General features: G+C 37.1%; 10 protein-coding genes. 3 read left to right on the forward strand and 7 right to left on the reverse strand.

What is annotated here, in order from left to right; all coding sequences use genetic code 11:
* The first annotated feature begins 151 nt into the window (after positions 1-151).
* A complete protein-coding gene (gene gntK / locus PR766_RS13890; protein ID WP_006658558.1) occupies positions 152-694 on the forward strand; it encodes a gluconokinase in 543 nt (180 codons plus the stop codon).
* Positions 691-2,049 (forward strand): gluconate transporter, encoded by a 1,359-nt coding sequence (gene gntU / locus PR766_RS13895; RefSeq protein ID WP_006663367.1) that lies wholly within the window; start codon positions 691-693, stop codon positions 2,047-2,049. The genes gntK and gntU overlap by 4 nt, the downstream gene beginning before the upstream one ends.
* A 61-nt stretch (positions 2,050-2,110) precedes the next feature.
* Here the strand turns inward: gntU and PR766_RS13900 are convergent, their stop codons facing one another.
* The 6 genes from PR766_RS13900 to PR766_RS13925 form a co-directional block, all read right to left on the reverse strand.
* Entirely contained in the window at positions 2,111-4,117 is a 2,007-nt protein-coding gene (locus PR766_RS13900) for an ATP-binding cassette domain-containing protein (RefSeq protein ID WP_230086742.1), read from the reverse strand.
* Positions 4,104-4,544: a hypothetical protein gene (locus PR766_RS13905; protein ID WP_036959857.1), complete on the reverse strand. Its 441-nt coding sequence runs from the start codon at positions 4,542-4,544 to the stop codon at positions 4,104-4,106. The genes PR766_RS13900 and PR766_RS13905 overlap by 14 nt, the downstream gene beginning before the upstream one ends.
* A gap of 4 nt (positions 4,545-4,548) precedes the next feature.
* The gene (locus PR766_RS13910; protein ID WP_036959855.1) at positions 4,549-5,799 is read right to left on the reverse strand and encodes an HlyD family efflux transporter periplasmic adaptor subunit; all 1,251 of its coding nucleotides are present in this window, start codon (positions 5,797-5,799) and stop codon (positions 4,549-4,551) included.
* Complete coding sequence (locus PR766_RS13915) at positions 5,783-7,015, reverse strand: TolC family protein (protein WP_154600855.1); 1,233 nt, start codon at positions 7,013-7,015, stop codon at positions 5,783-5,785. Before PR766_RS13915 ends, PR766_RS13910 begins: the two co-directional genes overlap by 17 nt.
* 4 nt (positions 7,016-7,019) lie before the next feature.
* Entirely contained in the window at positions 7,020-7,805 is a 786-nt protein-coding gene (locus PR766_RS13920) for a hypothetical protein (protein WP_224120489.1), read from the reverse strand.
* A gap of 72 nt (positions 7,806-7,877) precedes the next feature.
* Entirely contained in the window at positions 7,878-8,333 is a 456-nt protein-coding gene (locus PR766_RS13925; RefSeq protein WP_006658551.1) for a hypothetical protein, read from the reverse strand.
* Positions 8,334-8,542: 209 nt separating this feature from the next.
* Here PR766_RS13925 and PR766_RS13930 point away from each other — a divergent pair, with 209 nt between their 5' ends.
* Positions 8,543-14,020: an Ig-like domain-containing protein gene (locus tag PR766_RS13930; protein ID WP_195848310.1), complete on the forward strand. Its 5,478-nt coding sequence runs from the start codon at positions 8,543-8,545 to the stop codon at positions 14,018-14,020.
* A gap of 150 nt (positions 14,021-14,170) precedes the next feature.
* On the opposite strand, the gene PR766_RS13935 is transcribed toward PR766_RS13930, so the two are convergent.
* A complete protein-coding gene (locus PR766_RS13935; protein WP_036959847.1) occupies positions 14,171-15,019 on the reverse strand; it encodes a helix-turn-helix domain-containing protein in 849 nt (282 codons plus the stop codon).
* Positions 15,020-15,200 lie beyond the last annotated feature (181 nt).

Here is a 15,200-nt window from a genome sequence, read left to right on the forward strand (position 1 = left end):
GCCTATCTAATTGCTAAATAAATATCCACTGGCAATAATGTTACCCGTAACCTGTTACCGGTAACATCTTTGGTAGCTCAAGGCTAAGAGCCTAAATCAAATTTAAAATCTAGAATTAAGTCACCTTTTTTCAACACCCGAGGAGTTTCCTATGAGTGATACCCAAAATCAAAACTACTCATTTGTCTTAATGGGGGTATCGGGTAGCGGCAAATCAGCAGTAGCGAGTGGCGTTGCTCAGCAGTTAAACGCGGCTTTTTTAGACGGGGACTTTTTGCACCCGAAATCCAATATCATGAAAATGGCATCAGGACAGGCTTTGAATGATGATGACCGTCGTCCTTGGTTAGAAGCTCTTAACAGTGCTATTTTTGCAATGCAAAGAACGAATCAAGTCTCGTTAGTTGTTTGCTCAGCATTGAAAAAAAGTTATCGCGATATTCTGCGCCAAGATAATAAAAATCTATATTTTATTTATCTAAAAGGAGATGCAGTCGTTATTGAAGAACGTTTAAAAGCACGTCGTGGTCATTTCTTTAAACCTGAAATGTTGAAATCACAATTTGAAACGTTACAAGAACCTGACGCGCAAGAAACTGATGCTTATGCTGTCGATATTCGTCCTGCCCTCGATGTGGTTATCGATAATACCTGTGCCACTATTCGTCAAATTATGACGGGAGATAAAGCATGAACGCACCTGTAGAAACATTAAGTACCTTAACATTGGTACTGACTGCCGTTGGCTCGGTGGTGTTATTGCTATTTTTAGTCATGTACGCGCGTTTACATGCATTTGTTGCTTTGATGATTGTCTCGATTGGCGCAGGGTTATTCTCTGGAATGCCAGTTCAAGATATTACCGCAACCATGCAAAAAGGAATGGCAGGAACGCTTGGATTTCTCGCAATAGTGGTTGCTCTGGGCGCTATGTTCGGAAAAATTCTGCATGAAACTGGGGCATTAGACCAAGTTGCTCATAAGCTGCTGGATTTATTCGGTGAAAAACGCGCGCACTATGCTGTTGGGATTGCCGGATTAATTTGTGCATTACCGCTATTTTTTGATGTTGCGATCGTTTTATTAATCGGTGTGGTATTTGCCGTCGCAAACCGCACAGGCCATAACGTTGTGCGCTTAGCCATTCCTCTGTTTGCAGGGGTTGCCGCTGCGGCCGCCTTCTTGTTACCGGGACCTACTCCTATGCTGGTGGCTTCGCAAATGGGTGCGGATTACGGTTGGATGATCTTAATCGGTTTATGTGCTGCTATCCCTAGCATGATTTTAGCCGGTCCACTGTTCGGAAGTTTTATTAGCAAGTTTGTTCACATTGATATTCCTGCTGATTACCAAGCACCAAAAGCAGTTGACGGTAAAATGCCAAGCTTTGGATTCAGCTTAAGCCTCGTGTTGTTCCCACTGTTACTGGTTGGATTAAAAACGATTGGTACGCACTTTGTTGAAAAAGGATCTAACTTAGAAAACTGGTTAGAGTTTATTGGTCACCCATTTACTGCCTTATTACTGGCGTGCTTATTGGCAATCTATGGTCTGGGTTTCCGTTACGGTATGGACAAAGAGCGTGTGATGGCAGTGTGTTCTGCGGCAATTCAACCTGCAGGTATCATTCTGTTAGTCACAGGTGCTGGTGGCGTATTTAAACAAGTGCTGGTGGATTCTGGTGTGGGTCCAGCTCTCGGTGATTCACTGATTGGTGCTGGCTTACCTATTGCTGTTGCGTGTTTCGTGTTAGCGGGCGCCGTGCGTGTTATCCAAGGTTCTGCGACAGTCGCGTGTTTAACGACCGTAGGTTTGGTATTACCGGTTATCGGTGAGTTAGGTTATTCCGGTGCTCAACTTGCTGCACTAGCAATTTGTATCTCAGGTGGTTCATTAATTCTGAGCCATGTGAACGACTCTGGTTTCTGGTTATTCGGTAAATTTACGGGAGCGACTGAAGCACAAACCTTGAAAACGTGGACTCTGATGGAAACTATTCTGGGTACCACAGGGGCCGTTGTTGGAATGATTTTCTTCACGTTCTTGTAAGACTCTTTTTGGTAGACAAGATGGAAAGCCCACTTCAGATTCTGAAGTGGGCTTTTTTACGTTATAGCACTGTTTTATTTAATGATATTTTAGGCAAAATGACGTCGTTCATTTTACTTGAGGGTACCGTTATTCTATGAGCCTGAGAGGCTTGAGTCGTTAAGGAAATATGCTGAGTAAACAGTGAAGAGAGACCTAAATCATGGGTTGCACAGAAAACAATTGAATCTTCTAACTTCAGTTCTTTTCTAATGAGATGTATAAAGTTGAGTGCATCTTTTGATGCCATAAAAGCCGTAGCTTCATCTAAAAATATGATCTCTGGTTGCTTGAATAAGGAACTCACTAACATGAGTTTCTGTTTTTCCCCTGTAGAAATAGGAAGATCTGCGATAAGTATATCTTCTAGGGTTTCTTGGCTGATTTTTAATTGGGGGCAGCAAAGCATAATGAGGCGAGCCATAGTTGCATCATCGAAAATTCCATTAAGATTAAAATTATCTCTCAAGGAACCATTAAAATAGGCAGCAACACCCGAGTAGTATGCGATTTTTTGTTGAAAATAGGGTCCGGAAATTTCATTCAATTTAATATTGTTAATCGAGATATCGCCAGAGTAATTTTGAGAAATACCACAAAGCACGTTTATCAGAGATGTTTTCCCAGACCCCGATATACCAGTAATGCCAATAAACTCCCCTGCTTTAACTGTCATGTTGAGATTATCAACTCGTTTTTTTTCATCAATATTGAGTGTTAAATTTGTTGTTTGAAAAATATGTGACTTACTGATTTTCAAACCATTTTCTTTAAACCTAGGTGTTAGGTTATTGATGAGTTGATTAATACTGGATCTGATGTGAAATAAATGTGTTTTAACAACAAAACTGCGGTTAATTGCGCCTGTGATGGCTGCTGAAAGTCGTCCATTGATAATTAAAACGGCGATAATGGACGCCAAGCTGAGCATTCCATTTCCTACGGCTAGGTAGCAAGTGATATACATGACCATCATAGACAGAAATGAATTGGTTCTGATGATCTCTGCCCAATGATGATTCGCATCATTTAATTTTAATTTAACGTTCTCATCTTCATGGTTCTTGGTATCGACATATTGATGAAAATTATTTTCATCAAGGAAGCGAAGCTCCTGCTTTTTTTGCTCTAATGAGTAGTACAGAGCTGATTTTTCATAGTTAATGCTATTGGTTCGCAACATGTTTTGATAAGAGCGGAAGCGAACCTGCACACAGATAAACGCAAGGGCAGCATAATATAAAAATAACAAAATAGAATAAAAACCTAGCATACTGATAATGCATAATGAAAATAAAATCGTTAATCCAATATCATAGACAATTTGTGGCTTAAGCTCCCAGACTTGTAGAATAGAAGATTCCGCTGTTCTGACTTTAATTGAAGCACTTTTGCAATTAGAACGCTGCAGCAAATCCAGAAAATAGCGATTGAAAATACCAATATTAATTTTTATTTCTTGGAGATTTTGTTCATGAATGAAATGTTTAATGAAAAACTCAATTCCAATAATAAAAACAAAAATAAAGCTAATATATAATAATGAGCTAATGGATTCGCTATAAACTAATCGAGAATTAAATAAGTTTGAATATAAAGGGAGTAGTAAAGCGAATAAAATTAAAGGTAAAGAAAATAGGGCAGATTTTGGTGTGAGCTTAACTAATGAATTAAACATTGAATCTTCAGCTAAGTCTTTTGGTATACCGCGAAAGAAAAATAAGTTTTTACTTTCAAGTAATTCTTTCGTGACAATGACATTGTTGGTTAGGTTAGAGAGTATTCCAACCTGATTCTTAATGAGAATGTACTCGCTATCTTTTAGCTCCATGATGAAAAGCTGAGGTAAATTTTCATTTTTTGAGTAAATAATGGATGAATACTGATAAGTAAAAAAATCATTATCAATAAAGCTGTTAATATTCTTTAGAATATTGGATTGCTCATAAGGTTTATTTTTTAAATTTATTTTTTCTCCAAGTTCATTGAAGTATATAAAAATGATATTGTTTAGATTATTTTTTTTCACTTTCTTTCTCTTTTCCCTTGAGGAAACAACTGTTTAATCCATTTTTATCTTCAGCGGGCTTGAGTGCCTTTATGCTTACTTGAGGAATGTTCTTTTTTAGATAAACAGTATTGTAAACCGTATAAGTTAGTGCAGTATCAAGTGTTAGGTTATTCCCATAGCTACAATAAATTTCAATGCTTTTAATTTTATTATAATCAATCGTATTGAGTATTTCGTAATTGAAAGTTAATGATTTCATTGTGTTGTGAATGTTTTTATTTTTATCTTTTATTTCACCACCATTATCTTCAATGCCCAATATTTTTGCTTTATGTTTATTTTCTTCCATATCCATAGCACTAGACATGACATTCGCTAAAAGAACAGCCATTAATAAAATCATGACGGAAACTGACGCGGAAAGCGCGGAGACAAAACCTAACATATCGTTACCAAACGTTAAATGAAATATTATCGCCAATGAGTGCCGTTAGATAATTTAATACTGAAATTTTCTTACTAGAAATATATATCATTACGGGTAACCCATCATGTTCCGGTTCAATGACCGAATCTTGATTTGGCGTGATTTGTACAGAATAAAAGCGCTCTTGAGTCATTCTATCTTTATCAGAAAATGAGTCGGCACTAATTTTTGACACTTTCCCATGGATTATTTTTTTAAATCCAGGAGAGTTAACGACAATTTTTACCGGTAATTCAACCGCAATAAAAGGGCGATATTTTGCATATACTTTAGCGTCGATAACCCGCGTATCTTGTTGTTTTTTTATGACCATAACTAGGTTAGAAGCTTCAACGTATGAACCTTGTTCTAACTCTTTTTCTATACTCAGAATAATGCCATCAGTGGGTGAAACAACACTGTTTGCCCTGATTTTATTTCTTAGTAATTCAATTTGACCACTATTTTCTAATTTTTCTTTTTTCAAGCGATTGAGTTGCTCTTCATTTTCTTGTATTTCACTAATTAATCGTGTTTTGTGCTTTTTTTCCAATAAAGAAATTTCACGTATTAATTTTTGAGCGGTTAATTCACCTGAATTGATCAGTGCTAATGTCCGGCTAACTTCCGTATTGTTATTCAATTTTTCAAGCTCGGGTGCTCTCGCATTATTTAAAAGCACCTCCTTTCTTTTTAGAATTTTTATTTGATTTTGAAGCTCAGTAAGCTCTTTGTTCTGCGCTAAATATTGTGCTTGTAAGTTATTGGTTTCCATGATTAAAAGCATATGCTCAGATAACTCTTTATACGCGCTGAGGGTCTTGCTTCTGTCATTTTTTGCCGTAGACTGAAATTCATCTTCATTATTGATTAGACCATTAATAAGCCCATTTAATAACTTTTTGTTCTCCTCTAAATCATCAATGCGTTCATTAGCAAAATTGACTAAGTTAGACAGCGTTTTTTCTTGATGAAAAACATCTAAGTTTGTATAAGAAAATAGAATTTGATTTTTTTCTATATGGTCACCGGTTTTAATCTTAAATTGGTTGATAAATCCTGATGCTGGACTGATTATCTCTAGCTTGTTAGATAAGCCTGAAATGACGCCATCACCTGGGGATGAAACATCAATTTCAGCAAGAAAAATATATCCCCAAAAAATGATGGTAAGGGTAAAGACAATTTTTATCTTTTTAGGAATTTTTTTCAGATAGTTAAGATGGATTTTCAATTTCAGCGAGCTTCCCTGTTAATTGGATGTATTCCATTTTATTTTTCATATCAGCGATCATTGATTCAGTGATTCTTCTTTCAATGGTCAACATGTCAAATAAAGTGTTAACCATTTCATAGAATGAAGATTGAGAGATATCATACTCACGTTCTTGACTTTTTATCATAGAAGATAATGTATCTCTCTGATTTTTTAAGTTATTTATCTCAATTTCATTCGACGTCGCAATGATGTTTAAATTTTTGACTTTGGCTGTCATTTCACTGTGTTTATAATCGACTTTCCCCTTTGCGGCCTCATAGAGTTTCAATTGGGATAACTCATTCAATTTTTTATCAATATCAAAAATATTTAACTTTAGCTCGACGCCGACATATGATTCGCTATGGTTTCTACTTTGATTTAAATATCGTTCTTCAGCTATTAAATTCACATTAAAAAAAGGATCTTGCTGTTGAGCGTTTTCCTTGATTACATTTGCTTGTATTTTCAATATATTATATTCAATGTTATTTTGAATACTTTGGTCATTTTGAATTTTAATGTTATGTATATTTTTAATAAAATTTTTGGGTAAGCTAACGCCATTGACTGGATAATCTAATCCGGAAATGAGTTCAATATTTGATTTATATTGCATTATCTCTTTTTCAATATTTTTTTGCTCAATATCTATGCGTTGCATTAGTAGCATTGCTTGCTCTAAGTCACTGGATTTAGCAACACCATTTTTGTAACGACGATCAATTAAATCAAAAATTTCTTTTGAGTTTTTGTTTAAATTAGCCGTTTTTTTAGTTAATTCGTTAAGAAAATGAATGCTAAGAAGATTATTTGTAATCGATGCATATAAATCGTCTTTCTCTTTATTTAAATTCAATTGTGAAACTTTTAGTTTCAGCTCTTTTTCATTAAATCGATGATTTAACGCACTATCATAAATAAGAGATGTTGCCGTCAAGCTACTGTTTACATTAGCATCGCCATGTTTCAACTTGCTTGTCGCACTCACTTTAGGTAAATAAAAGTAATCGGTCTGCTTTGCTTTATACCCTTCAGATTCTAGTTCTAACATTTTTATTTTAATAGGATTAGAATTATCTAGTACTCGATTCATAAATGATTCGAAACCATCTTCTTTTTTATTCGCTAAACAGGTGTTGATTAAAATCAATCCAAGTGATAAGCCTAAGACAATATAAGATATACGCATGTAACTATTCCACTGATAATAATGATATTAATTTTTTCTTGCTTTCTAAGGCTTTGGATTTTATCCATTGAATAGAATTTTTTACTTCTAAAATTTCTTTCTCTATTTTTTCATTATTCAACAGTCTGCTTTTTTTCTCTTCTAATAAATGCATGTCATATTTTATATACCAATCATTTTGTGCATCTTTCATCGTAACCAATGTTTGTAAGTTCGCTGTTGTTATTTTTGTTAGTTCTTTGAGTGTATTAGAAATTTCTGTCGCTAATTGGTTATCTTCTGAGACTGATACGAACTTTTGGGCAATGCCTACATTTACGGCTTGCAGAGCAAACAGGGTTTTATGAATATCATTGAGTTCTTCAAAATTAGGCTGTGAATTTTTGCTTTGATCTTTAATGTAAAAGAATTGGAAGAAATTTAAGCTAACTAACAGTAAAACAGAAATTGAGACACCTAAAATAGAGGTCAAAAAGGCAAATGACATAGAGTCTAAAGCCATGGAAATTGATGAAATCATCGCATTCATTTTTTCTGCTACATCACCTTCTCCAGCAAGAGATGCCGATATTGCTGTTATCATTCCAGTTAAACCAATAAATGTTCCGACTAAACCTAAGGATACGGTTACCGAGGCTGATAATTTTGTTTGATTAGCGAGAAAAATATAATTTTTTTGTGATTTCTTTTTAAGGATCTTGTGGCATAAGAAAATAGCCAATGGATAAATATAAATACCAATCATGGTATAGCTTATTTCAGGAGCAAGTAGGATACATTGCTGTATCATGTCTTTTATTCCAGTGATTAGCCAGCATGCAAGAAAGGTAATAAGGTAAAGAAATAGTCCGATATAGTACATTTATTTGTATTCCCAATAGATACATGAATTCCATCCTGGGCAAATTTCATTCGTTCCTTTTTTTAGAATGACTTTTTTATTGCGACCAAGATTTTTAATGATTGATGCTACATAAAGTAAGTTATAGGTGTTTTTTTCTTGACTGTTCTTGATGTTTTTATCTATATAACCATGTAAAATGATGCTGTTTTTATCATTCTCATTGAATTCTTTTGCTAATAAATCGATCTTTTCATCAGAAAGGTTTATTCCGCCTTTGAAATAAAGAACTCGGTTTGATATATCGATCTCTACATGTTCAAACTTCAACTCCCCATAATTAATATACGTGCTTGCAGTTTTTAAACCACTGAAAATAAATACCATTGATACTAAGATAATAATACAAAGTGTTCCGCTTAATCCATCCACCATAGGTGCTAGCTCTTCATCTGAGCCATCATAGTCTTCTTCCATTTTTTGTTTTCTTTAAAATAAATTCATGTCAGGTATTATAATTATAATTAATTTTGACACATCTGGTTTTAAGTTCATAAATATAGGTTATGAGTTCACGATATGCTTTTCATGATTTAATTAGATTTAAAATAGATATAATGCGATTTATGAAAATTGCTAATTGGCATCTAATTAATCACATTAATATCTTTTAAATGGCTAGCTCAATGAATTCAAATAACATAAATACAATTCAAGTAAAAAACTTTAAGGTTCAAGGATTAGACCTTATTATTACAACCCCCGATGGAAAAACAGAAATATTAAAAAATGGTTTATCAGATATCATTTTAGGTGATGTAGTTTTATCCACAGAGCAGGGGGTTGTGCTTACCCAAGATGAGATTTTGTCATCAATATCGATGAATGTCGGAGCCGATGCTGTTTATATTAAGGAACAATTTGTCAGCGACACGGTGGAGGTCGACGCGGTAGAACAAAAAAAACAGAACAATGAAGAAGGCGATGCCGAGCTGCGATTCGAAGAGACACTTGCCGAATTACAACAAAAAAATAAGGCTCTCTCTGAAACTGTTCGCACGTTAGAATCGTCAAATGAAGAAAAAAAAGAGCAATTAAGTTCATCGTTAACAAAGTTAAATCAAGCAAAAAAAGAATTAAATCAAAAAACTAAAGCTGAAGATACTAAAATAGATATCACAAAAAATGATTTGTCCTCTCCAGCCTCTTCAATCATTCCCTCACCGTCAACACCACTATCATCAACACCATCATCCGTCAATAAGGCTAAGGATGTGGTTATGCCTTTAAAAACCAATATCTTTATTCAAGGTCGGCTCGATGACACAACGAATTCTGATATTTCGAGCGTTCAGATAACCAAAGTAAATACCCCGACGTTTATTGGGAAAGTGTCACTTGATGCAACGGCATATCTAGAAATTGCAGGCAAAAAATATCCGATTAACGCAGATCAAGAAGGGAATTGGTCGTTATCAATCAATACGGCATTACCCGATGATGCTTATGAGTATCAGTTAGTGGCATCTCGTGCTGACGATAAGCCTGTGATTGTGGAAGGAAATATAATCATTGATACCACGCTACCTGAGGTGACTGTTCATTTAGCAAGCTATTCAGATAGTGGGGTGGATAATGATGCTATCACTCATCAAACACTGCCCACATTCATGGGGAAAACTGAGCCCAAGAGTGTGATTACATTAGTGATCGCCGGACAACATTTATCTACAGCCGCGAACGAGCAGGGGGAATGGCGGATTACGGTAGCGCAAGCATTGCCTGAAGGCGAGTTAACCTATCAAGTGACTGCGGTAGATAAAGCCGATAACAGCCAAACAATCCATGGCGTGGTTACGATCAAAACGACGTTACCAGATGCCACAACATATTTAGAAAATACGGATAATTTTATCACTAATAAGGCTATGCCTGTGCTGTTAGGGCAAACAGACGCACAAGCCGTTGTCACCATTAATCTTGCTGGGCAAATTTATACGACAAAAGCGGATGATCAAGGTCATTGGTCATTTGCGGTGCCTGAAGCATTACATGATGGGCACCATTTATTCTTGGTTACGGTAACGGATATTGCCGGCAATCAAGCTTCATTCACTGAAAACATGCATATTGATACTGCGCACCCTTCTAGCCATGCAACGCTCAGTACTGATACAGATAGTGGGCTAATAGGCGATCAGCTAACGAATCATACGAAACCGACTCTAATAGGAAAAACCAAGCCTCATGCAACGGTAACAATTCACTTTGAAAATCAAGATTATCCAGTAACCGCAGATACCGCAGGTGAGTGGACATGGTCGATACCACAGGTATTAGCCAATGGTATTTATGATTATCAGATTACAGTTAACGATCTGGCGGGAAATACATCGACAGATAAAGGATCATTGACCGTTGATACCCAAGTTGAGTTAACGGCGAAGCTAGATACGACGAGCCAAAGTGAACATGCGGTTGATGGCATAACAACAAATTTAATCCGCCCCCAAATCAGCGGCACCTCTGAACCAAAAAGTAAAATAACGGCTGAATTTAAAGGAACCACAAAAACAGCCTATACCGATGAAAATGGACATTGGTCCTTGACCTTTGACACCAACGCAGCTGTCGGGAAAGAGAATAATTATCGGATTATTGCTGAGGATCTTGCCGGAAATAAAACGACAATCGAACAACAGTTTACCTTCGTTCCACTAGGAAACGGTGCATCAGAAGCGCCACTTCCTACATTATCAGTGATGTTAGATGAACGTAGTGATAGTGGCGTAAAAGAAGATTACATTACGAACATTAACATCTTGAGTTTTAAAGGGCTGGCGACTAAAGGGGCGAAAGTCAGTTTTGATATTGGAGGGAAACGGTATGAAACCACAGCCGACCACACTACTGGAAAGTGGGAAATCAAGACCGAAACACTACAGGATGGAAATAATCGCTATATCGTGACCGCAACCCATCCTATCAATGGGAGAAGCTTGGATGTACAAGGCAGTGTTTTCATTGACTCTATGCTGCCAATATCAACGATTGAGCTCACTTCAGAAACTGACACTGGCACGAAAGGTAATTTCATTACGAGCCACCATAAACCCGTCTTTACTGGACAAGGTGAAGTGGGCTGCCAAGTCACACTGACATTGAATAATGAAACCATAAAAACCACAACGGATAAGCATGGTCAATGGTCACTACAGCTATCCAAAGAATTGCCAAAGGATTTTATTGGAAATTATCAAATCATTATTACGGATGCCGCAGGGAATGTTTATGAAAAAACATCACAATTAGTGATTGAAAGCCACGCGCCTTATTTATCAGAGATTAGCTTAGACGTACCTTGGAAAGCGGGTAAGTTTGATGGTGCGAAATCAACCAATGACTTAACCCCCGATTTCTCAGGTGAAGCTTCCCCAAACTCAACGTTAAAATTTGAATTCGAACGGGTACACGGCGGAAAGAGTCATAAGTTTTCCTTTCCAATCACTAACATTGATGAGAAAGGTCATTGGACTTTTAGTATTCCAGAAGGAACGCTCCTGAAGGACTCAGGCTACCTTCTCAACAATATTACCGTCATTGCAACATCGCCAGCAGGTCACGTTTCACAAAAAGTATTTGATAAGGTGGGTATGCAGGTTAAAGACAGCGTATTGCATGTTACTAGCCAAGTTGCTGCCATATCGAGTTCCACTGGCATGGATGATAACTATCTCAGTGTCTCTCGCTCCCCTAAATTAAAAGGAACAATTTCGGGAAGTGCTGACCGCGATGAACTAAGAGGCGTGATTAAAATAGCGGGTAAAAGTTATGGATTAACACTGTCAAATGGGCGTAAAAATTGGGAGGTGCAGCTACCTGATACACTTCAATTACCAAAAGGGGATACTCCATTTACCCTTGAATTTACTGATGTTTACGGTTCCACTCGAACGTATTCTTCTTATGTTACGGTATCAGACTTTAAAATTTGGTTAGACCCGGATACTGATACTGGTACTACCGGTAATCATTACACGAGCCATCAAAAACCCGCTTATAAAGGTAAAGTTGAGCCAGGGGCAATGCTGTACGCAAAAATAGATGGGAAATCTTATCCTGTTGATATGAATGCTAATGGCGAATGGCGCTTTGAAGTCCCGATTCATGGTGAAGGTGCTTATCCTGTGGCATTTATGGAAGAGAACAGTGGGTTAACCATTGGGCAGGTCACGCTAAATATCTTAACAACAGCACCGAAATTCGATGATTTTTATATAAAATCCAGTGAATTACATAGTGGCACGAAGGTTGCCAATAACAGTAATGCCGGATTGCGTATTACGTACACGGGTAATATTGATTATTACATGATCGAAGTGAATGGAAAAATTTATAAACATACGACAAAGCTAAAAGAATTTAATGGTAAAGAGACCATGATTGGGGAAAGTATCCGTTTACCGAATGGTATCTATCCCGCGAAAATTACGGCTTTTGATATGGCAGGAAATAAGACGGAACATGAATTAGAACTGAAAGTGCTCAGTGGTGCAGAGCGAGATATTCCGCCTAAGGTTGAATTTGAACTCAATGGAAAACAGTTCACCTCCGCAGAAAACAGTAAGCTAATGTTTAATAGCGATGCTCTCAGCTTGACGGGGAAAACGACATCTGCCAGTCACATTGAAATCAAAGACGCCAATGGAAAAGTGATTGGTTCAACTCAAGCAGATAATGGCGGTAACTGGCGTATTTCACTGCCTAAAACAAGTATTCCGTTTAATCTTAAACAAGATGAAGAAATTAAATTCACGGTGACAGCACAAGACCTCATCGGTCGAGAAACTCACCTGAACTTCAATTTGGTTTACGATATCCAACCCCCAGAGATAACGGCTGAATTAGAAGACGTTTTATCTTTAGGTCATCAAACGAATGATAATACACCGACCTTGAGTGGACAAACGAAAGCGAATGCCACTGTGACGATCATCATCGATGGGAAAACACACCAAGTGACCGCAGATACAGCCGGTCATTGGTTATTTACACTGCCGGATGACAATGCGTTGAAAGATGGCCATTACGATTATCAGATAACAGCGACTGATATTTTAGGGCAGGTGAGTACACAAAGTCTCAGCGGCAGTGTTCAGATCAAAACTGCACCTTTAGTTGAAGTTGGGTTGGATAGTGACTCGGACTCCGGAGTGCAAAATGACAATATTACCAATACTCAGAAACCCAAATTAAGAGGGATGACTGAGCCAAATGCGGATGTGCGGGTAATTTTTGATAACCAATTGGCTCAACCCTACCAAACAAAATCAGACCAAAATGGTCATTGGTTTATCGAGGTTACTTCCGAACTGGCAGAGGGGCATCATGACTATATTGTTACAGTGAATGACGTTAAGCAAGGTATTCGTGGTGAGATGGCTGGTGAGTTCACAATTGATTTAACGGCACCAACTGAGCTGACGGCAGGTGTTTGGCATGAATCAGAACAAGTCATTAAAAATACGGTATTAACAAACTCTGCGACACCCACTTTTAAAGGTCAAAGCGAACCTTTTGCATTGGTATTATTAAGTATTAGCAAGGTAGGATCTCACACGATAGATATAAGCCAAACCGTAAGAACGGATGAGAATGGTAGCTGGGTTTTGACACTACCTATTTCTAGCGCATTAGAGGATGGACAATATGTTTATCGTGTAGCAGTGGAGGATAGCGCGGGTAATTTAGGGGAAGCGAATACCGAACAAACTGGTGTTATCACCGTTGATACCCAAGCACCGGCTTTAACGGCAGACACCCCACTGACACTCACTAATCTGGCTCAGCCAAGGTTCAGCGGCGAGACCGAAGCAGGGTTGACGGTGACGCTGGAGATTGAGGGCAAACAGTACCACAGCACTGCCGATCAGCACGGTAAATGGCAAATTCACGTGGGAGACGCGCTCAGCGACGGGAAGCACGATTATAAATTAACGGTGGCGGATGCGGCGGGGAATCACACTGAGCAGCGCGGCTTATTGACGGTTGATACCCAGAAAACCCCCTCCGGAGTCAATCAGCCTCCGGCAAAGGACCATGTAATGGATGCTATCCCATTAGATATGGTGAGTATGCCTGAAGAGCAAGACAATTATTTTTAATTACCAGTTTACCCTCAGGATAATGCCTAATTTAATGATTAGGCATTATTGATAATAGTGTGTATGTAGGAAAAAAATTGTCCACCAACAAGCTAAAATGATGGACAACTTTATACACGTAAAACAATGGAGGGTGTATTAAGGGCAAAATCAACTTATCGTTACATTGAGAGGTTGACTTTGTTGATAGAAATTCTTAAAGGCTTGAATAAAATGCGGAATATCGTCATAACCTACTTCTTGTGCAATACGAGGCATTGGCATATTGTCGACTTTTGACAGCATCATCGCTTTATTCATCCGCGATGTTAGGCTGATGGTTGAGAAATTAGTGTCTTCACTTGCTAAACGACGTTTTAATGTTGATGTGCTCATGTGTAGCTGTTTAGCGATGAGCTCTAAAGTACAATTTTGTTTTCCTGAGTTGTGATAAATATAATCATAAACTTTGTCTTTAGTTAAAACATTCATGGAAGTTTGTAAGGTAGGATAAAACGTATTTTCAAGTAAGAAAAAGGACAAAACAAAATTCAAATGAATCGCCATTTTATTGTCTACATTCTTTATTTTTGTATCTGTATTCATTTCTAAATGGCGAATCTCTTGGATTGCTGAATAAAAAACTTCCCCTAATATTGGGGTATTCGAAATATCAGTAGTACAAACTTGGCTGTGATAATGTGTTTTTTTCTTTTCTATAAATAATGCGCTATTTTGTTTATAAAAATAATTTAGCATTTCAGCGGATACAGGCATAATATCGAGCGCTATCTTTTCAGAGGCGGCTTTTTTGATGAATTCAATGACCTTACCTTTAGGCAAAAAACAGATGTTGTTGGTCGATAGGTTACACCACTCCCCATTCTCAATCCGCAAACAGATACCACCTTGCTTTACTTTTAATAAAATCGCATTAGAGAGGTAAAAATGATTTTTTATTTCACTGGGTGTTTTTTTGATGTAATTAATTAATGTTTCTTCGCAAAAAACAATCGACATAAGTCAAACCTAAAGAGTATGGGCATAGTAACTTATTTTAAATAAAACCATATATTGCGAGAGTATTTAAAATAAACGTTTTTATTGATAGGGACATCTTAATTGGAATTTTTTTTGTATATTTAACTGGTGGTCGTAAATTTTTATTTTTATAAGCGATGATTTAATTTTTGTGTTGAGG

This window comes from Providencia sp. PROV208, assembly GCF_028479465.1.
GTDB lineage: Bacteria > Pseudomonadota > Gammaproteobacteria > Enterobacterales > Enterobacteriaceae > Providencia > Providencia alcalifaciens.